Source organism: Streptomyces sp. PA03-5A, from assembly GCF_033792725.1.
Taxonomy (GTDB): domain Bacteria; phylum Actinomycetota; class Actinomycetes; order Streptomycetales; family Streptomycetaceae; genus Actinacidiphila.
In genome coordinates, this window is sequence record NZ_JARAVL010000014.1 from 127757 (window position 1) to 151144 (window position 23388).

Genomic DNA, 23388 nt, shown 5'->3' on the forward strand with positions numbered 1-23388 from the left:
GGTCCGTCCGCGGTGGTTCGACCACCGCGGACGGACCGCGCACACGCTCGCGGACGACACGACCTAGCGGACCGCCGCGGGTGGCTCGCCCGACAGCAGGGCCGTGCCGAGCGGGGTGAGGCTGTGGAGGACGGCGATGCCGATCCGGGTCGTGCGCACCAGCCCTGCGTCGCGCAGGACGCCGGCGTGCTGGCTGGCAGTCGCGAGCGAGACCCCGAGCCGCTCGGCGAGCGCGGTGGTCGTCGCCGGATCGCGCAGGGCCTGGAGAACGGCTGCCCGGGTCCGCCCCAGCAGCTGTCCTAGGGCGGCCCCGGGCGGGGCGCCCGGGTCGGTGGGGGGCTCCTGCAGGTGCATCGGGTAGGCCAGCACGGTCGGTTCGCCGGGCTGGTACCTGATCATGGGGCCGGTCGCGAACCAGGAGGGCATGAGCAACAGGCCCCGGCCGCAGAGCGGGATGTCATACGTGTTCCGGGACGGCAGGTGGAGCACCGGCGGTTGCCAGCGCCAGGTGGGGCCGAGCGTGGTCAGCAGGGCGTCGACGCCGCCGCGTAGCAGCATCTCGGCCCGCAGGGCGCGGTCCCCCGCGCCGTCGGTGCGGACCCGCGGCCACAGCGGGGCGATCGAGGAGGCGAAGTAGCTCCGCAGGTCGGCCGTGAGGACGCGCCGTGCGGCGGCCGATCCGGCCGCGAGTTCGAGCGACCAGCGGCTGGGCGGCTCCTGCGCGCCGCCCCGGCCGCCAGGGGCCCGTGGGAGCCGCAGGTCCTCGGCGATGCGGGCGGCGGGGGTGCGCCCGGCCAGGTCGACGGCCGTGGCGAGGTCCCCCGCGGCGGGCTGGAGCAAGAAGTCGGGCACGTGGCCGTCTCGGGGCACCAGGTCGAGCAGGACCCCGGCGCGGTCGGCGAAGCTGCCGTTCACCTGGCGGCGCCACCGCCCGGCGGCAGGGTGCGCCCGGCCCGCTCCGGCGGTCGCGGTGCGCAGGCCGCGCACGCTGAGGACCGCCTCCCACAGGGCGTTGGGCGCCGGGGCGAGCGTGATCCGGCACAGGTCGGCGGCGTCGAAGTGTAAGCGGATCACGCCGACCGATTATCGGCCAGTCGGAGCCTTTCGCCTAGACGTGAAAGGCGATGCGGCCGCCGTACTGCCCCGGGCAGGCTCTCGGACGTCCCCGCGTCGCGGGGGCGTCCACCACGCACCCGGAGGTAGCCACGATGCCCGGCTCCACCCGACTTCCGCGGCTCGGCGCCGCGGCCTTGCTGGCCGGCCTCGCGGCCCTGCCCGCCGCCCCTGCCACCGCGCACGAACTGCCGCGCACCTACGTCGTCTCCGAGGCTCGCGGGGTGCTGCCGGAGGGGATCGCGATCGACCGCGACGGCACGATGTACGTGTCCTCCGACGGCACCGGCGCGCTGTACCGGGGCGACGTACGCGCCGCGCACCTGCGGTCATTCCGCGCTGACGGCCTGGCGAACCGCCCTAGCACGCTGGGGGTGCACACCGACGGCCGGGGGCGGGTGTACTCCGTCGGGGGAGGCGAACTGACCGTCCACGACCATCGGGGCCGACTGCTCGCCACGCGCACCGCGCAGGGCGGTCCGCTCGGCGCGCCGGACCTGAACGACCTGGTGATCACCGACGACGCCGTCTACGTCACGGACTGGGCCAACCCCGTGGTGTACCGGGCCGCCCTCCGCCATGGCAGGCTCGGGCCCCTGGAACCGTGGCTGGACATCCGCTCCGCCTTCCCGCAGTTCCCCGCGCGGTACTGGCTGCTCAACGGCATCGTCGCGGACCGGTCGGGCAGCACACTGCTGGTGGCGTCCAACGGGACCGAGGCGGTGTGGCGGGTGGACGTCGCCACCGGTGAGGTCGTCCAGCTCGATCTGGGCGGCGTGTCCTTCGGGGCCGATGGGATGCTGCTACGAGGGCGGACGCTCTACGCCGTGCTCAATTACGGCGCCCCGAACGGCGTCTACATCGCCGAACTTGACCAGGGTCTGCACGCCGGCACGGTGACGCACCGCATCACCGGCGAGCCTTTCGACCTGCCCACCACCCTGGCCCGCCACGGCTGCCGGCTCTACGTCGTCAACAGCCAGAACGACGACCCGCCGGGACAGCCCCCGTACACCGTGAGCGCGGTCGACGACCCGGTGTGCGCGGAGGCTGCCCCGTAGCCGCGCCTCGCGTCACGGTACGGGCCGGGTGCGGTCTTCCCTCAGCGGCGGAGGCGGCCCGTCCACCAAGGGATGGGCCGTCGATCAGATCTGCCGGACGCGGAGAAGAAGGAGTTCACCAGCAGGCCACGGGCCTGCGGCGTCTCGTGACAAGCCTGTCAGCCCCTGAACTCATGCAGTTGATCACTCGCTGCGGCACAGCCTGATGAGCGGCAGCGTCCCTGTACGGAGCGAGCGCTGCGCTCGGCATGAGTCAGGCCGTGCCGGACGCTCGGCGGTGCGATCGGCGCTGCACTGGGGCAGGCTGAATGCATGCGGTCACCGTCCTGCTCGTCTCCCGGGCCGGGAGCGGGCGGCCACAGCAGGCTCCTCCTGGCACTCACGCAGGCTGTGCCCTTCGTGATAGCGCTGGGCGTGCTGGGGATCGAACTGTCACCTGCGCATTTCCTGATGACCGGCCCCCTCCTCACCGCCGTGCCGGCGCTGGCAGCACTGACGATGGGCCCGAAGGGCACCCTGTCGGCGGCGGCTGCTGCCTTGGTCGTCAACGTGACCACGGCCACCTACAACCATGCGTGGGGAACCCATCTGGTCTTCGGCAACCTCGTGGGTCTGCTGGTGGTGTCGGTGGCCAGTGTGATGCTGAGCAAGGCGGTGCGTGCGCGTCGGCGCAGCGAGCTCGATCAGGTTCGCCGTATCGCCGTGGCGGCACAGGACGTCATCCTGCGGCCTGTTCCGGCGCGGCTGGGTCCGGTACGGACGGCCAGCTTGAGCCTCGCGGCGGGGACGGGCGCGCAGGTCGGCGGTGATCTGTACGAGGCGGTGCTGACACGCTACGGCGTCCGTCTGATCGTGGGAGACGTCCGCGGCAAGGGCCTGAATGCCATGCGGGCGGTCGCGGTGGCGCTGGGCGCCTTCCGGGAAGCCGTGCACTACGAGAACGACCTGGTGGACGTCATGGACCACTGTGGGGCCGCGCTGCTGCGGGAGGCGGACGTGCCGGGGGCGTTCGAGCCAGAAGTCGCCCTGGAGGGATTCACCACCGCCCTACTGGCCCAGATCCCGGGCACCCCGGGCGAACATGTGGTGGAGCTGATCAACCGTGGCCACCCGCCGCCGCTGCTGCTCCACCAGGGCACAGTGCAAGCCCTGACGCCGTCCTGCCCGCTGCCGCCCTTCGGCCTGGAAGACCTCTACACCGGACCTCCGCCCAAGGCGGAGAGCCATCCGTTCCTCCCCGGCGACCGGATGCTGCTCTACACCGACGGCGTCATCGAAGCCCGCAACCGCGACGACGAATTCTTCGCTCTGCCCGAGGCCATGGAAGCGCTACACGCCGCCACCCCGGAGGAGTTCCTGGCACGACTGCACCAGCGGCTGCTCCACCACACCGAGGGCCACTTGAGCGACGACGTGGCAGTGATCCTTGTCGACCTCCCCGGCGGCGACTCCGACGATCCGACCCACCGGGAAGGAACGAGCTGACCACTGAGGTCCGCCGCGTAAGGTGCCGGCGTTGGACGGCTCGCCGTGCTGCGGGCGATCTCAGGCCGGCCGACTACGCGCTCGGCTTGATGTAGTCGAGCTCGAACGCCGAGCGGTGTTCGGTGATGAACTCCTCGACCGTCGTGAGCGGCTGCCCGTTGATGCGCGGGGCCGTATCAGTGATGCCCGCCAGGCGGCCCTCCTGCTGGTCGAGGGTCACAGCCTCGAAGTGCTTGAGCTTCGCCATGTCCTGCCCGATACCGAGCATTTCCAGGAAGGTGGCCACGGTGACCTGCTCGAACGGAAGGTCCTTGCCCAGCACCCGGCCGACCTCGGCCGCGAGCTCTTCGTGGCTGTATTCCACAGGGCCGGTCAGGGCGTAGACCCGCCCACCGTGCTCTTCGGGCGAGGCGAAGATGTTGGCAGCGGTCAGCGCGATGTCGCGGCCCGCGATCGGGGCGAAGCGGCTCTCCTTGTCGAACGGCATCGCGTAGCGGCCGTAGCGGATCAGCCCGGAGATGTAGAGCAGCCACTGCATGAAGAACGTGACCCTCAGGTGAGTGGTGGGGACTCCCGACCAGTCGAAGATCTGCTCGGAGAGCCAGTGGTTCTGCGTGGCCTTGCTGCGTGCGTGGGGGCGGGACTGGAAGTGCGACATGTTCACGATGAGCTCGAGGTCCTCCTCCTTGGCGGCCTGAGCGAACATCACCGCGGCCTCCACCAGTCCCTCACCGAGCGGGTAGTTGAAGTAGGCGCGCTGGACGCCTTCCATGGCCCTACGGACGTCGCGGAGGTCGAGCAGGTCTCCGAATACGACCTCGGCGCCCTTGTCGCGCAGCCGCTGTGCCCGCTCGTCGTCCGTGCGGACCATGGCGCGCACGTGGAAGCCCTCCGTGAGCAGGTAGTCGACCATCGGTCGGCCGGTCTCCCCGTTGGCTGTCGTGATCAAAATCGTGGTCATCGATTCTTCGCCTCTTCTTCGCCGGTGTTGCCGGTGCGGGCTCGGGATCCCCGGTGGCACGCGGGCAAGGCCGGTGTCCGGAGGTCCGTCACCTACCGAGGAGGAAACCCCCACGCTGGACAGCACTGCCTGCGGCCGGACCTACAACAATAGATTACATATGGCATCTAAATGGGGCAAGGGCGACGAGCCGCTCCGCGAAATCACGCACCCCGCCGTCGGGCCGTGACGCCCTCTACTGCCGGTCGTTGAATCCTGGGAACGAGACACACCCCCAGCACGGGACCCCGGCCGCCATCTGCCGGGGTCCCGTGCCGTGCCGGAACGCGCCGGCGCAACGGAACCGTCACCGCGCGTGTCGTGTCTTCCCTCGTGGCCGTAGGCCGTCCGAGGGTTTCTTCCGCCCCTTGGGATGCCCGTTAATATGACCATCCAGTGGGGCCAGGCCGTGCCGCACACAAGCGAGCAGCCGCCCTTGCACATGAGGTGACCCGATGACGTCAGTGCCGGTCTACGCGATGTACGTAATCGTCGCGGCGTTGTACGTCCATGCCCTGGTCGACTGCATCAGGACCCCTGCCGCACGGATTCGAACCCTGCCCAAGGTGGGCTGGCTGGTCATCATGGTCCTGTTCCCCATCGTGGGCGCCATTGCCTGGCGAAACCTGGGCAAGCGGCCCGCTCCTGTCGAGGTCCGGCCCTCCACCGCCTGAGTCGACTGCTCGCGCTGATCACAGCCCTTCGCTGCCGGGGGGGGATCAGCCTTCGAACTCGGAGGCGTCCAAGAGGTGCGGACCGTTGTTCCGGACGCTGTTGACCTTCAGTGACACGGGCCTGACCGACAGGTGGCCATCGGCGGGCGCGGTCAGCAGGGCGCGGAGTTCGTCGGGGTCCTGGTGCTCGGGGTCGAGCCAGGCGTCGTAGTCGGCGGCCGCGATGGTCAACGGCATCCGAGGGTGGACCCGGCCGGCGGCGTCGGTCGCCTCGGTGGTGATGATCGTGCACGTGGCCAGCCAGGCGCCCGGGTCGTCGTCACCGACGACCGCCTTGTTCCGCCACCACTCGTACAGGCCCGCGAAGGCCATGCCCTGGTCACTGCCCTCCGGGCTGACGAAGTAGGGCTGCTTGTGCGCCTTCTTGTCCTCGGTGGACGGGACGGGCACCCACTCGTAGTAGCCGTCGGCCGGCAGCAGGCAGCGGCGCTTGGTGAAGGCACGGCGGTAGGCGGGCTTCTCGTGGACCGTCTCCATCCGCGCGTTGATCATCTTGGAACCGATCGCCGGGTCCTTCGCCCAGGACGGGACCAGACCCCACCGCAGCGGCCGCAGCTGCCGCTCCAGCGCCCCGGTCTCCCGGTCGACGCCCTCGAAGACGCTCCACACCTGGTTGGTCGGGGCGACGTTCCAGTTCGGCGCCACGAGGGCTTCGGGGTTCCATTCGGTGACCCGGAACTGCTTCACCAGGTCCTCGGGGCGTCGGGTGGAGACATAGCGGCCGCACATGCCGACCAGCCTGCCACGTTTCCCTGGGATACCTGTGCGAACCCTGGATGTCGGGGCCCGGTTCAGGTGGCGGCTCCTGCACTGCCCTCCGCTTGGTCCGGTTGCGACGCCGGGACGGCGCGTGAAGGTCAGGAGACCTACGGGTGCGGGCTGTCCGTCGGCCTGTCGGGTGCCGTGCCGGCGGAATCGGTGCGTGAGAGTGCGGCAAGGAGCTGCAGTTTCTCGTCGCTGTCGCCGCCCTTGTCGGGGTAGTAGACGACGAGGATGACATCGCCGATCGCGAGTTTGTCGCGGTGGAGGCGTAGTTCACCGACGACGGGGTGGTTCACCGTGGTCGTGCCACCGTCCAGAGTGCGGACGTCGTGCCGGGCCCAGAGGGTGCGGAAGCGCCGGCTGGACAGTGCGAGCTCGCCGACGAGCTCGACGAACCGGGGGTCGTCGGTGTCGTCCCCGATGGTGGTGCGAAGGGCGGCGACGAAATCGGCGGTGGCTTTCGTCCAGTCCTGCTGGAAGGCTCGCTCCTCGGGATCGAGGAGAAGCGAACGAAGCCGGTTCTGGCCGGGCTGCAGGCGGGGGGAGAGCGCGACGGCCATGGGGTTGGAGGCCAGGACATCGAACGCGCGTCCTTCGACGAACGCGGGGATCTGCAGGTGGGCGAGCAGCTCGTGCACCCGCGCCGGCACGTGCTCGGGCCGGCTGCGGCGCGGCGCCCTGGGGCGTGCCGCCGCGAGGCCGAGCAGATACGTCCGCTCGATGTCGTCGAGCTGCAGGACGCGTGCCAGTGATGCGAGGACCTGCGGCGAAGGGTTCCTGTCGCGGCCCCGTTCCAGGCGCAGGTAGTAGTCCGGGCTGATTCCGGCGAGCAGGGCGACTTCCTCACGGCGCAGGCCCGGGACGCGGCGGTTGCCGCCGGGCGGGAGCCCCGCTTGTGCCGGGGAGACCAGCTCGCGCCGGGCACGAAGGTAGCTGCCGAGCCGGTTGCCGGATTCCTCGTCCTTCATATCGACACCGTAATGCGGTGGGCGTGCCTCAGAGGGGGCCCTGGCAGGACCAGGGAAGAAGGGGGCCCTGCCTCATTCAGCGGATGCCGTCGAGACTTCGGTTGCGCTGCTTCGAAAGAGACAGCGGACATCACTGTCTGCGCCGCGGCCTAGCGCCGTTGGCGCCCTGCACCGAAGGGAGGATCCCGTGGATCTCTCCAATCGCACCGTTCTCATCGTCGGCGGGACCTCGGGAATCGGCCGAGAGCTGGCCCGCCGGTTTGCGGCGGCGGGCAGCACGGTGGCCGTCGGCGGGCGCAGCCCGCAGGCGCTCTCCGACCTCGCCGCCCAAGGCTTCGCCACGTTCGACATCGACGTCACCGACAGTTTCTCCGTAACGACTGCCCGTGACGCCGTGCTGGCCCGGTACCCCGAGCTGGACACCGTGGTGACGATGTCGGGCGTCATGCTCCTGGAGAATCTGCGCGACCCCGCGCACTTCGAGGCGACGGAGACGACGATCGACACCAACCTGCTCGGCACCATCAGGGTCATCGACGCCTTCACCCCGCACCTGGTCCGGCGGGGCGCCGGCACCTTCATCACGGTCACGTCCGGCATCGCCTTCCTGCCGTTCCCGCCCATGCCCAGCTACGCCGCGTCGAAGGCCGCGGTGCACGCCTACTCCGAGGCACTGCGCGCGCAGCTCGCCGGCACAGGTGTCGGCGTCGTGGAGCTCGTTCCCCCGGCCGTCGCCACTGCGGGCCAGGAGAAGGTGAACCCGCACGCGCTGCCGCTCGACGACTTCGCCACCGAGGTCATGCAGCTGCTCTCCGAGGACCCCACCCCCAACGAAGTCCTCGTGAAGGGCGTCCTCATGCACCGCTGGGCCGAGCGCGACGGCACCTACGACGGCCTCGTCGCACAGCGCTCCCAGGCCCTGACCATGCTCCCCGGCCGCGAAGACTGACGCCCGCCCTTCCAGTAACTGCCGCCTTCATGACGGTCGCGCGGACAGGGCGCCGCAGGATCAGGCCTCATCGAGGGCATCGTGCCCTCAGCGCTCAGGACGGCGCTCCTAGCCACCGAGGGTCTTGACCAAGGCGTCCAGGCCGTCACGGTAGATGCCCGTGAAGAGGTCGACGACCTCCTCGTCCGTGGCTCCGCTCGGAACGAAGCGGCCGGACCAATGGACTTCGGCGGCGTTCTCGTTGCCGCTGATCCTGTAGACCCGCAGGGTCGACAGGTAGTCGACGACCGGGAAGGGCGCCTGCAGGATGTGGTAGGTGTAGTACCGCTGCTCCTCGTCGAACGCCATCAGCCGCTCCACGATGGGGTCACCTTCGGGGTTCTTCAGGTGCCGCACTCGACCACCTTCCGAGAAGGTGCTTTCGGGGATGTACGGCAGCCAGTCGGGCAGCGATCCGAACCCGCCGATCACTTCCCAAACGCGTGCGGGAGAGGCCGGGACGACCCTGCTCACCGATGTGGATGCCATGTCGCTCCTCCAGGACTCGTTGGACGCCTGTTGACGGCGATGCGACCTACGCCCCGCCCGGCAGGGGCGCTATGGGGCTGACCAGGCCGGAGGCACGCAGATCGGCCCAGAACTCGGCGGGCACCTTCTCGTTGAGCGCGGCATGGTCTTCAACGGTGTGGGCGGGCTGGGTCGCGCCCGGGATCACTGCGTCGGCGACCGGGTGCGCCAGCGAGAAGTGCAGGGCGGCGGCCTTGATGGTCACGCCGTGCCTGTTGGTGAGTTCCTTCAGCCGCTCGACCTTTGCCACGATCTCGGGCGGGGCAGTGACGTACTCGAAGTGGGTGCCGTCGGCGAGGATGCCGGAGCTATAGGGACCTCCTACGACCATGCCGACGCCTTGCTCCTCTGCCATGGGCAGCAGTCGCTGCAGGGCGTGCGCATGGTCGAGCAGGGAGTAGCGACCGGCCAGCAGGAACCCATCCGGTTGTGGCTCTTCGAGCGGCTTGGCGACTGGACTTGTTGAGCCCCACCTTCTGCGTCCGACCGGGAGCCGACAGCAGACGGCGGTCGTACAGGGTGCGAAGGCGCCTCGTCCCTTCCACGGCTACCGCCGGCACCGCGTCGAACATGCCGCAACCCTCGGCACCGATGTGCGGACCGTCCGCCGCGACCACGGCTTCTTGGCTGCACCGCTCCACCCGACCGTGGTTCTCCGCGCGAAAGTGGCGGGTGCTCCGGCGGCGCACGCACCACCCCCGAGGGAAGCACGGCTCCCTCGGCGCACTTCGTCCCGGATCATCGTGAAAGCCCGGCTTTCGTATTGCTGCAGGACTGCATGAGAATGACACCCCGCGGCTTGTTGATGACAGATTTCGGGACCGCTTGTTCCGCTGCCCGGCGGGGGCTCGAGGTCGTTCCGTGGCATCGCCCCGCGTACCGCTTCCGGTTCAGCATGTGCCCCCGTAAGACACCCGCCGGGCACACCACGACCTCCGCCGGATCCCGGCACACACGCGCCCCGCGCTCACAAACCCGAGCGCGGGGCGTACCCGTGAGCACGCCAGCAAGGCGGGAACCCACACCGCACAGACCGAAAGTTCACCGGGACGCCGGTCACCCCGACGACCACGCCACGCCACGCCACGACGGCAACGCGCCCTCATCCGCCGCAAGACGGGCCTGCCGGCGGCCGCCGACGACACCTTGTCTGCCTCCTGACAGCTGTGGTTGAGTAACACGGGAAACAACTGAAACGATTCATTGCCGGCTTGCGTGCGCGCCGCATGCCGAAGCGTGTGTCATCGATGGGAGCAAGCGTGAGGAAGCGAAGAATCGCTGCCGGGCTGGTGCTGTCACTCGCGGCGGCGTGGGGGCTGGAAGCGGCGCCGGGCGCGGCAGGAGCGCCCGTCCCGGAGCTCCAACAGGGCCCGGCCGCAGGCGGGTCGGCGCTCGCGGTGAGCGGGCTCGAGGTCGAGCACCAGGTCCAGCCCCTGGGAGTCGACGTCCCCCGGCCGAGGCTGAGCTGGCACGTGGCACCGGGCCATGGCGCAGCCGGTCGCACCACCGCCGGGCAAGTGGCCTACGAGGTCGAGGTGTCCACGTCCCGCGGCGGCCGGGCGGATGTCTGGAACAGCGGACGCGTGCGCTCTTCCCGGTCCTTCGACGTCGCGTACGACGGCCCCGCTCTCGCGTCGCGTTCGGGCTACTACTGGCGTGTACGCGTCTGGGACGGGTCCGGAAAGGCGTCGCCGTGGAGTGGCGAGGCGCGATTCGAGACGGCCTTCGTCAACCCCGGTGACTTCCGCGGGAATTGGATCGGGGCCCACGACAAGGCGCCCTCACTGCGGCTCGACGACGCGAGCTGGATCTGGTACCCCGAGGGCGACCCGGCCGACTCGGCTCCCGCCGGGACGCGCTATGTGCGCCGGAGCTTCGACGTGCCCGCCGACGCGCAGATCACCTCGGCGGAGCTGCAGCTCACCGCAGACGACCGCTTCTCGCTGTACGTCAACGGCACCGAGGTGGCGAGCTCTCCACGCGTCGCGGACTCCTGGAGGACGGCGAGCGTGATCGACATCGCCCCCTACCTGCACGCGGGCAGCAATGTGCTGGCGGTCGAGGCGACGAACACCAATCAGGGACCGGCGGGCGTGCTCGGAAGCCTGCACTTGCAGGGGGCAGGCTCGCCCGCCGACATCGTCACCGACAGCGGCTGGAGGGCCTCGTCCTCCGCCGGCGACGGGTGGGAGCAGCCCGGGTACGACGACACGGCGTGGCCGAACGCGCGCGTGGCCGCACGTTACGGCTCGGGCCCCTGGGGCCGGTCGGTGTCGGCGCCGCCGCCGCCCGAGACGCTGCTGCGCGACGAGTTCACGGCGAAGAAGCACGTGGCGTCGGCGCGCGCCCACATCGCGGGCCTGGGCTACAACAAGCTCTACCTGAACGGCCGGCGCATCGGCGACCGGGAACTCGAGCCCGGCTTCACGGTGTACGACAAGACGGTCCTGTACTCGACGTACGACGTCACCGACGCCCTGCGCACCGGTGGCAACGCCATCGGGGTCAGCCTCGGGCGCGGCTTCTACGCGATGACCGACCCGGACGAGTGGAAGGCGTCGTCCTGGTGGGGCGAGCCCAAGCTCAAGCTGGAGCTGGACATCACCTACACCGACGGTACGCACCAGCAGGTGGTCAGTGACGACTCGTGGAAGGTGTCCGACGGGCCGACGACCACCCAGTCGCTCTGGTTCGGGGAGGCCTACGACGCCCGCCTGGAGCAGTCCGGTTGGAACGGTGCCGGCTTCGACGACGGCACCTGGCGCCGTGCGCTGACGGTCGACGGCCCGAAGGGCACGCTCCGCTCGGAGAGCTTCCCGCCCGTCAAGGTGACCGACCACCTGAAGGCCGAGCACACCAGCACCCCGGCCGACGGCACGCACGTCTACGACTACGGCAGCCCCACCGCCGGCTGGGCGCGCATCGGGGTCCAGGGACCTGCTGGGGCCACGGTCACCGTCACCTACGGCGAGAAGTTGCGCGCCGACGGCACTGTCGACAACACCGGCGCCTTCGGACTGGGCCTGCAGAAATACTCGTACACCCTGAAGGGCGATGGGGTGGAGCACTACCAGCCGAGCTACAGCTACGCCGGTTTCCGCTACGCCCAGGTCGTCGTCCCCCAGGGGGTCGCCCTCCGGTCGGTCGACGGGATGAGGGTGCACACGGCGGTGGCGTCCACCGGCGACTTCACCAGCTCCAGTGACCTGCTGAACCGCTACCAGGACGCGCAGGCCGACACGATCCTCAACAACCTGCACTCGATCCCGACCGACACGCCCATGTACGAGAAGCGGCCCTACACGGCCGACGGGTTCCTGTACGCCGACTCGGCGATCGCGAACTTCGACATGCAGAACTTCTACGACAGCTGGCTGCGCTCACACCGCGACGACCAGAACGACGACGGGTCCATCGGACCCACGGTGCCCACCACCGAGTCGGGCAAGCAGGTCAAGGATCCGATCTGGTCCGCCAGTTTCATCCTCGGTGCCTGGGACCTGTACTGGTATTACGGCGACACCAAGGCGGTCGCCGACAACTACGACGGCATGAAGGCCTGGCTCGAGCACTACGAGCACGACATCGCCGGCACCGGCGGCATCTACACCGGCTTCAGCTACGGCGACTGGCTCTCCCCGGAGGGCGCCAACGCGCCGGAGGGCACCCGGCTGTCCGGAACCGCGTACATCTACCTCACCGCGACGCGGCTGGCGACGATGGCGAAGGCGCTGGGCCACGACGCGGACGCCCGTCACTTCCGCGCCTTCGCCACACAGGTCAAGGACACCTTCAACGCCACGTTCTACGACCAGGACAAGGAGGCCTACTACGACGACGAGGCCGCGGGCTACCGGCAGACGTCGAACCTGCTGCCGCTGAGCTTCGGCCTGGTGCCCGAGGAACACCGCCGAGCCGTGGTCGACAACCTCGTCGAGGACATCCACGCCCGCGGCGACCACCTGGATACCGGCGCGCTCGGCACCAAGGCGCTCCTTCCGGTCCTCACCGACGCCGGGCATGCCGACCTGGCCTACACGGTGGCGACCAACCCGACCTACCCCGGCTGGGGCTACTGGTTCGAGGGCCTGGGTGCCACGACCATGTGGGAGGAGTGGAACGCGAACTCGCGCTCGCACGACCACGCCTTCATGGGCACGGTGGACGACTGGCTCTACCAGGACGTCGCCGGCATCGAACCCGCCGCGCCCGGCTACACGAAGGTGACGATCAGCCCGCACGCCGTCGGCGACCTGACGCACGCCTCCGCCCACGTCGAGTCACCGCTCGGCCGGATTGCGTCGTCGTGGACCCGTTCGCACGGACGCTTCACCCTGCGCGTCGACGTCCCGGTGGGGGCGACCGCCGAGGTCCTCGTACCGGTGAGCGGCGGGCAGACGGTGCACGCACCCGCAGCCGCAGCGGCCGGCGAACGCAGCGGCGGCACCGCCCGCTTCACCGTCGGCCCGGGGACCCACCTGTTCCGCGTCACGGGGTAGGTGCGATGTCCCAGGTCGTCGGTGACACACGCCGGATGACGGAGAGGCGAGGACCGTCTCGGTTCGGTGGGCATTGCGACAATCCACCGCCGGCCGGTGAGGTCCTCGCCGCGCCCCGCGCTCACGAACCCGAGCGCGGGGCGCACCCGCGGGCACTCCAGCCCGGCGGGGACCCACGCGGCCGGACGCGGCGTCAGACGTTGGCGTAGCCGGGGATGCCGGCTTTGATGCGCTCGAGTTCGCGTACGTCGGAGATGCCCTGGAGGTCGTGGCGGGGGGTGTAGGGGGCTTCCAGGCGGTGGGCTTCCTCGTCGGTGATGTCGAGGTCGAGGGACGCGACGGCGTCGTCGATCTGCCGGATGGTGCGGGCGCCGACGACGGGGGCCGCGACGACGGGGTTGCGGCGCAGCCAGGCGAGGGCGATCTGTGCGCGGGTGCGGCCTCGGGCGGCGGCGATGGCGCCGACCTCGTCGATGATCTGCCGGTCGCTTTCGGTGTTGCCGTAGAGCGTGTCGGCGTAGGCGCCGTCGGTCGCGGCGCGGTCGCCGGTGGTGGCCTGGTCGAAGGGGCGGGCGAGGCGGCCGCGGGCCAGGGGGCTCCAGATCATGGTGGCGACGCCCTCGTCGGCACAGAGCGGGAGCATTTCGCGTTCCTCCTCGCGGGCGAGCAGGTTGTAGTGGTCCTGCAGGGTGACGAACCGGGCCCAGCCGTGACGTTCCTGGAGGTGGAGGGCCTTGGCGAACTGCCAGGCGTGCATGGAGGACGCGCCGAGGTACCGGGCCTTGCCGGACTTCACGACGTCGTGCAGCGCTTCCAGCGTCTCCTCAACGGCGTGTCGCTGTCGAGGCGGTGGATCATGAAGACGTCGACGTGGTCGGTGCCCAGGCGACGGAGGCTGTGCTCGACCTCGCTCATGATCGCCTTGCGGGACAGGCCGCCGCCGTTGGGGCTGCCGGGGCGCATGACGTGGCGGACCTTGGTGGTGATGACGACGTCGTCGCGGTCCGCATAGTCCTTCAGCGCGCGGCCGAGGATCTCCTCGCTGGAGCCGTAGGAGTACAGGTTGGCGGTGTCGAAGAAGTTGATGCCCGCTTCCAGGGCGTGCTTGATCAGGGGCCGGCTGGCCTCTTCGTCCAGGGACCAGACGGGGTGGCCGCGGTCGGGTTCGCCGTAGGTCATGGCGCCGATGGCCACCGGGGAGACGTCCAGGCCGGTGCGGCCGAGTTTGATGTAGCGCACGAGGGGACTCCTACAATGGAGGACGACATTAAGCGGAGATCTCTCCGCTTGACCTCGGCCACGTTAACGGAGAGCTCTCCGTTTCGCAACGGACGGCCGTCCGCACGCCTGGAGGACCCATGCCCGACGCCGCACGGCAGCGCTCCGACGCGCTGAAGAACCAGGAAGCCATCCTCCAGGTCGCCCACGACGCGCTCGCCGAATCCCCGGACGCCTCGCTCAACTCGATCGCCAAACGCGCGGGCGTCGGCCCCGGCACGCTCTACCGGCACTTCCCCACCCGGGAAGCGCTGATCCTGGAGGTCCACCGCCGCGACGTCGACCGCCTGGTGGACTCGGTGCCGGGCATTCTCGCCGCCCACGCCCCGCTGGACGCGCTGCAGCACTGGTTCACCACCCTCGCCGCCTACGTACGCATCAAGCACGGCCTCGGAGAAGCACTGCACTCCGCCGCCGCGCAAGAGGTCGTCAGCGCCTCGTGGCCCCCGGTCACCGCGGCCGTGGGCCGACTCCTCGACGCATGCGAACGCGCAGGCGAGGTACGCCCCGGCATCGACCCCGTCGACGTCATCATGCTCATGAGCTGCCTGTGGCGTACCCCCGACAACCCCGAAGGCGCCGCCCAGGCCAAGCGCCTGCTGGAACTGGCGATCGACGGCTTCCGGCCGTAGAGCGGTTCCGTTCACCAAGGGACTCGGTGGCGGGCGGGAGGCAAGGCGACCCCCCGGAGCCGCCCGCGACCGGTCCGTCAGGCGTGTCCAGGCCTCATGCCTGCATGCCGCCGTCGACCGGGAGCACGGTCCCGGTGACGTACGAGGCACGGTCGCTCAGGAGCCAGGCGGCGGCCTGGGCGATCTCGTCGGGGTCGGCCGCACGGCGCAGCGGGGTGCGCGCGTTCAGCTGGTCGACGACGCCGGGTGCGCGGTCGTTCCACTCACGGATCATCTCGGTCAGTGTGGTGCCGGGGGCGATGGCGTTGACGCGGATGCCCTCCGGGCCGTAGGTGACGGCTGCCGACTCAGTGAGGCTGTTGACCGCGCGCTTCATCGCACCGTAGGCAGGCAGTGTGGGGTTGCCCCTGAGGCTGCCGACGGACGAGTTGTTGACGATCGCCCCCGTGCCGGCGGTGGCCCGGATGGCGGCGACCTCGGCGGACATGGCCAGCCACGGACCCTTGAGGTTCACGGTGTAGACGTGGTCGAAATCCGCCTCGGGCACGTGGTCCAGCGGGGCTGGCGGCACGCTGGTCGCCGCGTTGTTGAAGGCGACGTCGAGCCGGCCGTACAGGTCCACGGCGCGGTCGACGGCGGCACGGACACTGGCCCCGTCGGCCAGGTCGCACACCGCGTACCCGGCGGTGCCGCCCGCCGCCCGGATTTCCTCGGTCACCGTCTTGAGCTGGTCCTCCGTGCGGGCCGCGAGCAGCACCCGGGCGCCCTCCCGGGCGAACAGCCGCGCTGCGGCGGCGCCGATACCGCGACCGGCACCGGTGATGAAGGCGACTTTGCCGGCCAGCAGGCCCATGGCGGCGGGGGCGGAGGTGTCGATGGTCTGTGCGTCGTCCATGGCATCGAGCCTCCGTCCGTCCGCGCAGCCCATCCAGGCACCGGCGGTACCTGGATCGGCTTTGGGGCACCGCGCACACTGGACGGCGTGGACAGACGGGAACTCGCAGGCTTCCTGCGCAGCAGGCGTGAGGGCATCACCCCCGCCGACGTGGGTCTGCCCGCCGGGCCGCGCCGCCGCACCCCGGGGCTGCGCCGCGAGGAGGTGGCGCAGCTGGCGTTCATCTCGACCGAGTACTACACCCGGCTGGAGCAGTCCCGCGGCCCGCGCCCGTCGCGCGAGGTGCTCGCCGGTCTGGCCCGGGCCCTGCGCCTGTCGGACGCCGAACGCGACCACCTGCACCACCTCGCCGGCGCCCCGCCCGGCCCGCCCGCCGGGCCCCCGCGTGAAGTGCGGCAGAGCATCCTCGACCTGCTGCGGCGGCTGCCGCACGCCGCGGCGATCGTGCTGTCCGCGACATACGAGGTGATCGCCTGGAACGACCTGGCGGCAGCTCTGCTGGAGGACTTCTCGGCTCTGTCCCGGCCCGAGCGCAACCTGGTCCGCCGTGCCTTTCTCGCACCGCGATCGCGGGAGCGGCTGGTGTACGACCCGTCCGAGGCGGCGGCGTTCGCCCACGCCGCGGCCCGGCACCTGCGTGCCACCGCCGCCCGCTACCCCGACGACCCCGAGGTGGCCGCCCTGGTGGAGGACCTCCTCGCCGGCAGCGCGGAGTTCGCCCGGCTGTGGGCCGCCCACGACGTGCATGCCGAGCCCACCCTGCGCAAGACCGTCCACCACCCGCTGATCGGCCGCATCACCGTGAACTGCGACGTCCTCGACATCACCGACCGCGACCAGCAGGTCGTGATCTACACCGCGGACCCCGGCTCGCCCGCGGAGGAGGCGCTGCGGCTCCTGTCGGTGATCGGCACGCAGCGCATGGACGTGTCCGGCTGAGCCGGACCACGGTGGCAGTCCGGTCACGACATGTTCAGACTCCGCCGGGCCGTGCGAGTGACCGCGCGAGGCGCTGCGCCACGTCGTCCACGACGTCGGGCTCGGGTCCGGTCCAACTCTCGAATCGTCCGCCGATCGCTTCCTCGACCAGCGCCTCCCCCGTGGCCGCCGGCACGCCCCAGCGTGCGAGGAACCAGGCGAGCACCTGCTTGCAGTGCCCGTACCACGCATCCCCGGCGCGGGTGCGGTCCACGACATGCGTGACCAGGCGAACGGCAGCACGCTGCCATGCGTGTTGTCTGTCCTCGACCGAGACGGAGTCCAGTCGGTACCGGTCGAAACGCCCGGCCAGGTCCTCCAGCCAGGCGCGCCACTCACACAACGCCGTGGCGACTCTGGTCAGAGTCTCGTCCGGGCTGGTGATCGAGTCCCGTGGACAGCACCAACTGCCGACTGGGCCACCACCGATGTCCCCCTCGTCGTGCCCCCGTTATCTTCTTCGCGGTCCTGCAATGGGGCTGCTGGCCTTTGGGCCCGGCATGACTGTTGCCCCCTGTCGAACGGATGACCTGGGGGGTGGTGTCACCGGGCCCGAGGGGTGCCGTCGGAGACGCTGATCAGAGGCCCGACCACCGCCCGGCCGGGCGCAATGCCCGGCCACTCACGGCCTGCATAACGTGGATGCGCGCGAACGGCCCCGACAGCCAGGCCGGCACGGCATCGACACAGGTGGGGGCACGGTTGATCGACATCAGCAAGGTGGGCGTCTTCCTAGGTCTGGACGTCGGCAAGAGCACACACCACGGGCACGGCCTGACCCCGGCCGGCAAGAAGGTCTTCGACAAGCCCCTGCCGAACAGCGAGCCGAAACTGCGGGCCGTGTTCGACAAGCTCCGGGACAAGTTCGGCACGGTGCTGGTGATCGTGGACCAGCCTGCCTCGATCGGCGCCCTCCCGCTGACCGTGGCCCGTGACGCTGGCTGCCAGGTCGCCTACCTGCCAGGGCTGGCGATGCGCAGGATCGCCGACCTCTACCCCGGCGAGGCCAAGACCGACGCGAAGGACGCGACCGTGATCGCGGACGCCGCCCGCACGATGCCGCACACCCTGCGCTCGCTGGAGCTGACCGACCAGATCACCGCCGAGCTCACCGTCCTGGTCGGCTTCGACCAGGACCTCGCTGCCGAGGCCACCCGCACCTCCAACCGGATACGGGGCCTGCTCACCCAGTTCCACCCCTCGCTGGAACGCGTCCTCGGGCCCCGCCTTGACCACCAGGCCGTCACCTGGCTGCTCGAGCGCTACGGCTCCCCGGCCGCCCTACGCAAAGCCGGCCGCCGCAGACTCGTCGAAGTGATCCGGCCCAAAGCCCCGCGCATCGCCACCCGGCTGATCGACGACGTCTTCGATGCGCTCGACGAACAAACCGTCGTGGTCCCGGGAACCGGCACCCTCGACATCGTCGTCCCATCGCTGGCCAAGTCGTTGGCGGCCGTCCACGAACAACGACAAGCCTTGGAGGCCCAGATCGGGGTTCTGCTGGAGGCCCACCCTCTTTCCCAGGTCCTGACGTCGCTGCCCGGCGTCGGCGTCAGGACCGCCGCAGTCCTCCTGGTCACCATCGGCGACGGCAGCTCGTTCCCGAGCGCCGCCCACCTCGCCTCTTACGCCGGCTTGGCCCCCACCACCAAGCAGTCCGGCACCTCCATCCACGGCGAACACGCACCCCGAGGCGGCAACCGGCAGCTGAAACGGGCGATGTTCCTGTCCGCGTTCGCGGCCCTGCACGACCCCGCCTCACGCACCTACTACGACCAATGCCGGGCCCGCGGCAAAACCCACACCCAAGCCCTCCTCCGCCTCGCCCGCCACCGCATCAGCGTCCTGTTCGCCATGCTCCGCGACGGCACCTACTACGAACCCAGAACCCCCGCGCCGCTTGACGAAACACATAGAGGCACCCCCCAGCGCCAGCCGAGCGCCCAGCGACCGAAGCGCTCGACGAGGGCGCGGGTCATGGCATCCGCCCAAACCTGCCCTTCGCCGTCGGACCAGCCGATCACAGCCGGGTCCGCAGCGGACCCCGCAGGTCGGACGGGCACCTGCCGGGCAGGCCCAAGGGCGGCAACCACCTCGGGGGTCGACGGAGCATCGAAAGGGTGGAGGCGGGGGTCGACCTCCGCCCAGGTAAGGTCGTAGGGAGCGAGGTCATACGGCACTGGCTAACCCTGTCACAGCAGGCCACCGACCGCTCAAGGTGACCTCACACCGAGCGGCCTCCTGCGATTGAGGGACAACCCTTAGCTGAGGGCGATACCACCGTTGACCTTGATGCGTTCGCCGGTGATGAAGCCGGCGTCCGGTGTTGCGAGGAAGGCCACGGCGGCGGCGACGTCTTCCGGTCGGCCCATGCGTCCCAGTGGCACTTCGGCGGCGTATGCGGCCAGGGAGTCGGGGTCCGCTCCGGCGTGCCGTTCGACCGGGATCCAGCCTGGGGCGACGGTGTTCACGGTGATCCCGAACGGGCCGAGGGCTTGGGCCCAGGACTTGGTCAGGCTGTGCTGGGCGGCCTTGGCGGCAACGTAGGCCGACATCTCGGGCACCGCGCGCTCCAGCACGTCCGAGCCGATCTGGATGATCCGGCCGCCACCGTGCTCGCGCATGGTCGGCAGTACCGCCTGCATCAGCAGTGCGGGGCTCTTGACGAAGAACACGAGCTGGGCGAGATGGTCTTGCCAGGTCACCGTCGCCGGATCCACGTCGGGCTGCGGGCCGGTTGCGTTGACGACGAGAGTGGCAACCGGGCCGAGGCGGGCCGTCACGTCCGCCACGAGCCTGGTGACGGCGGCCTCGTCGGTCACGTCTGCGGCGAAGGCCTCGGCGGTGCCGCCCGCGGCGCGTACGTCCGTCACCACCCGGCGAGCGGCCTCGGCCCCCGACCGGTACACAACGGCCACCGGGTGCCCGTCGGACGCGAGACGTCGGGCGATCACTGCGCCGAGGCCACGCGAGGCCCCGGTGACCAGCGCGGTACCGGTGATCGCTGCACCTTCAGACATGAATGCAGCGTACATGGAGATATGAACGTGACTGGCTCGCGCGGGCACGATGTGACGCGGCAGACAGTTAAGCATCACAACAGTGTCATAAAGGCGCCACATCAAGAGAGCGGCCCTCCCCCGAGATAACGCCAACAGCACGCCCAGATAGCCGTCTACCTGGCGCTTCGCCTACCCTTCCCACGCAAACACGCCGTCCACCTTGATGATCAGACAGTGTGATACGTTCATCCAGCATTGAGTTCAGGGGGCGGTCCGACCTGGATCCCGCGGCAAGCAGGACCACACCGCTCAGCGCGCGTCCCACTGGGCCTGCCATGAGCCGTGGTGATGCGACATTGGAGGCCACTCATACGTGCGGGTGATGACCCAGACTCCCTTGAGCAGGCGACGAAGGACTTCATGGCCGCGCGTCCCCGGCTCTTCGGTATCGCCTACCGCGTGCTGGGCAGTGCCGCGGAGGCCGAGGACATCGTCCAGGAAACGTGGCTGCGGTGGCAGACCGTCGACCGTGGCGACGTCCAGGATCCGGCCGCGTTCCTTGCGACGATCACCAGCCGTCTCGCCATCAATTGCGCCAAGTCGGCCAGGATGCGGCGCGAGTCGTACGTCGGGCCCTGGCTTCCGGAGCCGGTATACGGAGTGCCGCTCGGCATACCGATGCTCGTGGCCTACAGCCACTACCGGGTCCGGCACCTGCAGCACCACCGCTACCTCGGTACGCCGCAGGACACCGAGTTCTTCGGCTTCGACACCCGTGAACCCCTGACGAAGGGGATGCTCCTGCGCGGACTGTTCGACTACCGGCGACTCGCGGTGGTCGTCCGCGACGTCGCCCGCGCGGCAACCGGTCGCTGGCAGTACGAACTCGGCGGCATCAGCCGGAAGATGAGCCGCCGGATGATCACCGAGCACCTCGTCCTCGGCGGCGTCATCGCCTCGGTGGTCGTCCTCACCGCCGCCGGCTACCACGAGGAGGTGCTGCTCCTGTGGCTGCTGCCCCTGCTGCTCTCCGTGCCGATGCACTTCCTCGTGGAGCTGCCGGAACACATCCTCTGCGACACCGACACCGCTGATGTCCTTCGTAACACCCCTTCCATCCGGGGGAGTTGGTTCAGCACCTGGTTCACCAACGGCAACAACCTGCACATCGAGCACCACGCGGCGATGAGCGTCCCGATCAACCAGCTGCCCACCCGCCACGCGGAAACCGTCCGGTATGCCGTGCACGTGGAACGGACCTACCCCGACTTCTACCGCGCCCTGTGGCAGACGGTGCGGCGCTGAACCGGAGGCAGCCACTGCGTTCAGTGCGGTGGCGGTTCCGGGTCCAGGGCATTGCCGACGGTGCAGCCGCCCTCTCCGGGCATCCGCTGGATCCGGGGCGGCACCCACACCTCGGTGGCCCCGGGGCCCACGCGGGCAAGAAGGCAGTCCTGCGCGTCGAAGCCGTTGCCCTTCACCGACAGGAGAACGCCGACCAGGCCGCCGTCCGCCTTCACTTCGGTACGGATCGCCGGATCCAGGTCCAGGGCGGCGAGCGTACGGCGCACCTCGGCCTCGTCCACCCGGCCGCCCTCCGGCACCCGGGGGAGTTCCGCGCGGAGCTCCTCGTACGGCAACCGGGGCGGTTCGGGGGGTGGGGCGAAGGTCAGCGGAGGCCCATCCGGGCACTCCACGTCACGCGGATCCTCACGCCACTCCGACCTGGGCGACACGCGCACCGCAAAACAGCGCCGCACGACGACCTCCTCGGCGTCGAGCCATCCGTCGTACGCCGAGCCGGACGTGCGGACGACCACGTCGACACCGTCCCCGTCGTGTGTCGAGGTACCCGTCACCCGCAGTACCTCCACGCCGTCGATGCCGGAAGCGGCGCGCCCGACCTCCTCCGCCGTGCGCGGACGCTGGCCGTAGAGCCGCTCACCCGCGGTCCTGGCCACCTCCCGTGCGGCGTCCGTCGCCTCGTCCTCGGAGGACTGCACCACCCCGCAGCCGACGGCGAACAGCAGCAGTGGGGTGAGCAGCAGTAGTCGGCGCATGCGTCCACCCTTCCGGCGCCGCACGCGGCGGGTAACCGTTCGCGTACTCAGACCGGCGTGGGTGATCGTACTCAGCCGGTGCGGCGATCAGAGACGGGCGCACCCCGTGAGGTTCCGGCGGCGGGCGTGAGGATGCTCAGTCGATACAGAATTCGTTGCCCTCGATGTCCAGCATGGGGATGCACGACTCGTTTTCCTCATCGGCGTACAGCGTTTGCACATGGGTGGCGCCGAGCGCGACGAGTCGTGCGCACTCAGCTTCGAGCGTGGCGAGGCGCTCGTCCCCCACGAGCCCGGTGCCGACCCGGACGTCGAGATGCACGCGGTTCTTGACGATCTTGCCTTCGGGGACGCGCTGGAAGTACAGGCGCGGGCCCACGCCTGAGGGATCACTGCACGCGAACCATGAACCCCGCTCCGCAGGAGGCAGGGTGCCGTTGAATTCCTCCCAGGTGGCGAACCCCTCCGGGGGCGGCGGTACGACGTACCCCAACACCTCGCACCAGAAACGAGCGAGGCGCTCAGGTTCTGCGCAGTCAAAGGTGACTTGGAACTTCTTGATCGCTGACATCGGCGCACCATAGCAGGCGGACCAGGGTGGGATGCCCGCACCCGGACCGCCGACCGACGGCAGTCGCCCTCAACAAGTGCTTCTACCTGGCATACGACAGAACAGCGGCAACGGCCGCTGGTTCTTCTAGATGAGGTGCGGGGCGGTGCGCGATGAGCCGTGGGGCAGAGTAGGGGCATGTCTACGTACGAGACGATGTCGTTCCACCTTGAGACCGAGCGGCTGATACTGCGGCCGTGGGCCGAGTCGGACGCCGCTGAATTCAGCGCCCTCCTCTCCGAACGCGGCAACGGCACGCCCACGGTCGAGCGCATCCGGACGGCCATCGCGGAACTGCTCGCCGCAACGGAGAGCACGGGGATCGCCCTGCTGCCCATCCAGCGTCGGGATGAAGGCGACTTCATCGGCTATTGCGGGTTGATCATCGGCCGCTCCACCCTGGACGAACCCGAAATCGCGTATGAGTTGTTCCAGCGCGCGCATGGGCATGGTTACGCCACCGAGGCGGCCCGTGCGGTGCTCGACGCCGCAATTGCGACCGGGCGGAAACGGCTCTGGTCGACCGTCGGCACGTGGAACACACCGTCGCTCCGTGTCCTGGAGAAGCTCGGGTTCGAGCGGGATCACGTTTCCACGGAGGACAACGGCGAAGTGGTCTGGCTGACACGCTCGTTGCCGTAACCCGCGGTGGTAGCCGGCCCCGAGGCCGCACCCAGGTCCGCGCCGGCCTTCACCGGCAAGATCATGATCTGCAGCCGACGCACCAGGGCGGGCATCGAAAGTTGATCTTCCGCGTGAACGGAGTCCGTTGCGGGGGTGGCGCCCGGCGGGCGC

The 23388-nt window shown here is 69.9% G+C and carries 19 protein-coding genes and 3 pseudogenes; 10 read left to right on the forward strand and 12 right to left on the reverse strand.

What is annotated here, in order from left to right; all coding sequences use genetic code 11:
• Positions 1–63 precede the first annotated feature (63 nt).
• On the reverse strand, positions 64–1074 hold the full coding sequence (locus tag PV410_RS19260; protein ID WP_500326073.1) for a winged helix-turn-helix domain-containing protein: 1011 nt from the start codon (positions 1072–1074) through the stop codon (positions 64–66).
• Between the two features lie 134 nt (positions 1075–1208).
• On the opposite strand from PV410_RS19260, the gene PV410_RS19265 reads away from it, so the two are divergent.
• The gene (locus PV410_RS19265) at positions 1209–2174 is read left to right on the forward strand and encodes an SMP-30/gluconolactonase/LRE family protein (RefSeq protein WP_500326075.1); all 966 of its coding nucleotides are present in this window, start codon (positions 1209–1211) and stop codon (positions 2172–2174) included.
• 390 nt (positions 2175–2564) lie between these two features.
• Entirely contained in the window at positions 2565–3659 is a 1095-nt protein-coding gene (locus tag PV410_RS19270; RefSeq protein WP_500326077.1) for a PP2C family protein-serine/threonine phosphatase, read from the forward strand.
• A gap of 73 nt (positions 3660–3732) precedes the next feature.
• Here the strand turns inward: PV410_RS19270 and PV410_RS19275 are convergent, their stop codons facing one another.
• Positions 3733–4620 carry an NmrA family NAD(P)-binding protein gene (locus PV410_RS19275; RefSeq protein ID WP_500326079.1) on the reverse strand — a complete coding sequence of 296 codons (888 nt, stop codon included), beginning with the start codon at positions 4618–4620 and terminating at the stop codon, positions 3733–3735.
• Between the two features lie 494 nt (positions 4621–5114).
• Between PV410_RS19275 and PV410_RS19280 the strand changes: the two genes are divergently transcribed.
• Entirely contained in the window at positions 5115–5333 is a 219-nt protein-coding gene (locus tag PV410_RS19280; protein ID WP_500326081.1) for a PLD nuclease N-terminal domain-containing protein, read from the forward strand.
• 45 nt (positions 5334–5378) lie between these two features.
• Here the strand turns inward: PV410_RS19280 and PV410_RS19285 are convergent, their stop codons facing one another.
• On the reverse strand, positions 5379–6122 hold the full coding sequence (locus PV410_RS19285) for an SOS response-associated peptidase (RefSeq protein ID WP_500326083.1): 744 nt from the start codon (positions 6120–6122) through the stop codon (positions 5379–5381).
• 137 nt (positions 6123–6259) lie between these two features.
• The gene (locus PV410_RS19290) at positions 6260–7123 is read right to left on the reverse strand and encodes a helix-turn-helix domain-containing protein (RefSeq protein WP_500326085.1); all 864 of its coding nucleotides are present in this window, start codon (positions 7121–7123) and stop codon (positions 6260–6262) included.
• 187 nt (positions 7124–7310) lie between these two features.
• On the opposite strand from PV410_RS19290, the gene PV410_RS19295 reads away from it, so the two are divergent.
• Positions 7311–8072, forward strand: coding sequence for an SDR family oxidoreductase (locus PV410_RS19295; protein WP_500326087.1), 762 nt, complete (start codon positions 7311–7313; stop codon positions 8070–8072).
• A gap of 108 nt (positions 8073–8180) precedes the next feature.
• On the opposite strand, the gene PV410_RS19300 is transcribed toward PV410_RS19295, so the two are convergent.
• Both PV410_RS19300 and PV410_RS19305 read right to left on the reverse strand, forming a co-directional pair.
• Positions 8181–8600 (reverse strand): SRPBCC family protein, encoded by a 420-nt coding sequence (locus PV410_RS19300; RefSeq protein WP_500326089.1) that lies wholly within the window; start codon positions 8598–8600, stop codon positions 8181–8183.
• A 46-nt stretch (positions 8601–8646) separates the two neighbouring features.
• Positions 8647–9081, reverse strand: a pseudogene (locus PV410_RS19305) (aldo/keto reductase); the annotation flags it as partial.
• 817 nt (positions 9082–9898) lie between these two features.
• Between PV410_RS19305 and PV410_RS19310 the strand changes: the two are divergent.
• Positions 9899–13138: a family 78 glycoside hydrolase catalytic domain gene (locus PV410_RS19310; RefSeq protein ID WP_500326091.1), complete on the forward strand. Its 3240-nt coding sequence runs from the start codon at positions 9899–9901 to the stop codon at positions 13136–13138.
• 193 nt (positions 13139–13331) lie between these two features.
• Here the strand turns inward: PV410_RS19310 and PV410_RS19315 are convergent.
• A pseudogene (locus PV410_RS19315) lies at positions 13332–14317 on the reverse strand (aldo/keto reductase).
• Between the two features lie 179 nt (positions 14318–14496).
• Here PV410_RS19315 and PV410_RS19320 point away from each other — a divergent pair.
• Positions 14497–15048 carry a TetR/AcrR family transcriptional regulator gene (locus tag PV410_RS19320; RefSeq protein WP_500326093.1) on the forward strand — a complete coding sequence of 184 codons (552 nt, stop codon included), beginning with the start codon at positions 14497–14499 and terminating at the stop codon, positions 15046–15048.
• A 94-nt stretch (positions 15049–15142) separates the two neighbouring features.
• On the opposite strand, the gene PV410_RS19325 is transcribed toward PV410_RS19320, so the two are convergent.
• A complete protein-coding gene (locus PV410_RS19325; protein WP_500326095.1) occupies positions 15143–15943 on the reverse strand; it encodes an SDR family NAD(P)-dependent oxidoreductase in 801 nt (266 codons plus the stop codon).
• Between the two features lie 87 nt (positions 15944–16030).
• Between PV410_RS19325 and PV410_RS19330 the strand changes: the two genes are divergently transcribed.
• Positions 16031–16882: a helix-turn-helix transcriptional regulator gene (locus PV410_RS19330; protein ID WP_500326097.1), complete on the forward strand. Its 852-nt coding sequence runs from the start codon at positions 16031–16033 to the stop codon at positions 16880–16882.
• Positions 16883–16916: 34 nt separating this feature from the next.
• Here the strand turns inward: PV410_RS19330 and PV410_RS19335 are convergent, their stop codons facing one another.
• Complete coding sequence (locus PV410_RS19335) at positions 16917–17264, reverse strand: hypothetical protein (protein WP_500326098.1); 348 nt, start codon at positions 17262–17264, stop codon at positions 16917–16919.
• Positions 17265–17623: 359 nt separating this feature from the next.
• Here PV410_RS19335 and PV410_RS19340 point away from each other — a divergent pair.
• Positions 17624–18814, forward strand: a pseudogene (locus tag PV410_RS19340) (IS110 family RNA-guided transposase); the annotation flags it as partial.
• Positions 18815–19182: 368 nt separating this feature from the next.
• On the opposite strand, the gene PV410_RS19345 reads toward PV410_RS19340, so the two are convergent.
• Positions 19183–19941 carry an SDR family NAD(P)-dependent oxidoreductase gene (locus tag PV410_RS19345; RefSeq protein ID WP_500326100.1) on the reverse strand — a complete coding sequence of 253 codons (759 nt, stop codon included), beginning with the start codon at positions 19939–19941 and terminating at the stop codon, positions 19183–19185.
• Positions 19942–20292: 351 nt separating this feature from the next.
• Here PV410_RS19345 and PV410_RS19350 point away from each other — a divergent pair, with 351 nt between their 5' ends.
• On the forward strand, positions 20293–21228 hold the full coding sequence (locus PV410_RS19350; RefSeq protein ID WP_500326220.1) for a fatty acid desaturase: 936 nt from the start codon (positions 20293–20295) through the stop codon (positions 21226–21228).
• 20 nt (positions 21229–21248) lie between these two features.
• Here the strand turns inward: PV410_RS19350 and PV410_RS19355 are convergent, their stop codons facing one another.
• Both PV410_RS19355 and PV410_RS19360 read right to left on the reverse strand, forming a co-directional pair.
• Positions 21249–21983, reverse strand: coding sequence for a translation initiation factor IF-2 (locus tag PV410_RS19355; protein WP_500326101.1), 735 nt, complete (start codon positions 21981–21983; stop codon positions 21249–21251).
• 136 nt (positions 21984–22119) lie between these two features.
• Positions 22120–22554 carry a VOC family protein gene (locus tag PV410_RS19360; protein WP_500326103.1) on the reverse strand — a complete coding sequence of 145 codons (435 nt, stop codon included), beginning with the start codon at positions 22552–22554 and terminating at the stop codon, positions 22120–22122.
• 177 nt (positions 22555–22731) lie between these two features.
• Between PV410_RS19360 and PV410_RS19365 the strand changes: the two genes are divergently transcribed.
• Entirely contained in the window at positions 22732–23235 is a 504-nt protein-coding gene (locus PV410_RS19365; protein ID WP_500326105.1) for a GNAT family N-acetyltransferase, read from the forward strand.
• Positions 23236–23388: the final 153 nt, after the last annotated feature.

Bases quoted from the DNA above. Each gene is read 5' to 3' on its own strand.
- PV410_RS19265 (WP_500326075.1), top strand. From the start codon at position 1,209: ATGCCCGGCTCCACCCGACTTCCGCGGCTCGGCGCCGCGGCCTTGCTG.
- PV410_RS19275 (WP_500326079.1), bottom strand. From the start codon at position 4,620: ATGACCACGATTTTGATCACGACAGCCAACGGGGAGACCGGCCGACCG.
- PV410_RS19280 (WP_500326081.1), top strand. From the start codon at position 5,115: ATGACGTCAGTGCCGGTCTACGCGATGTACGTAATCGTCGCGGCGTTG.
- PV410_RS19285 (WP_500326083.1), bottom strand. From the start codon at position 6,122: ATGTGCGGCCGCTATGTCTCCACCCGACGCCCCGAGGACCTGGTGAAG.
- PV410_RS19290 (WP_500326085.1), bottom strand. From the start codon at position 7,123: ATGAAGGACGAGGAATCCGGCAACCGGCTCGGCAGCTACCTTCGTGCC.
- PV410_RS19300 (WP_500326089.1), bottom strand. From the start codon at position 8,600: ATGGCATCCACATCGGTGAGCAGGGTCGTCCCGGCCTCTCCCGCACGC.
- PV410_RS19320 (WP_500326093.1), top strand. From the start codon at position 14,497: ATGCCCGACGCCGCACGGCAGCGCTCCGACGCGCTGAAGAACCAGGAA.
- PV410_RS19325 (WP_500326095.1), bottom strand. From the start codon at position 15,943: ATGGACGACGCACAGACCATCGACACCTCCGCCCCCGCCGCCATGGGC.
- PV410_RS19345 (WP_500326100.1), bottom strand. From the start codon at position 19,941: ATGTCTGAAGGTGCAGCGATCACCGGTACCGCGCTGGTCACCGGGGCC.
- PV410_RS19355 (WP_500326101.1), bottom strand. From the start codon at position 21,983: ATGCGCCGACTACTGCTGCTCACCCCACTGCTGCTGTTCGCCGTCGGC.
- PV410_RS19360 (WP_500326103.1), bottom strand. From the start codon at position 22,554: ATGTCAGCGATCAAGAAGTTCCAAGTCACCTTTGACTGCGCAGAACCT.
- PV410_RS19365 (WP_500326105.1), top strand. From the start codon at position 22,732: ATGTCTACGTACGAGACGATGTCGTTCCACCTTGAGACCGAGCGGCTG.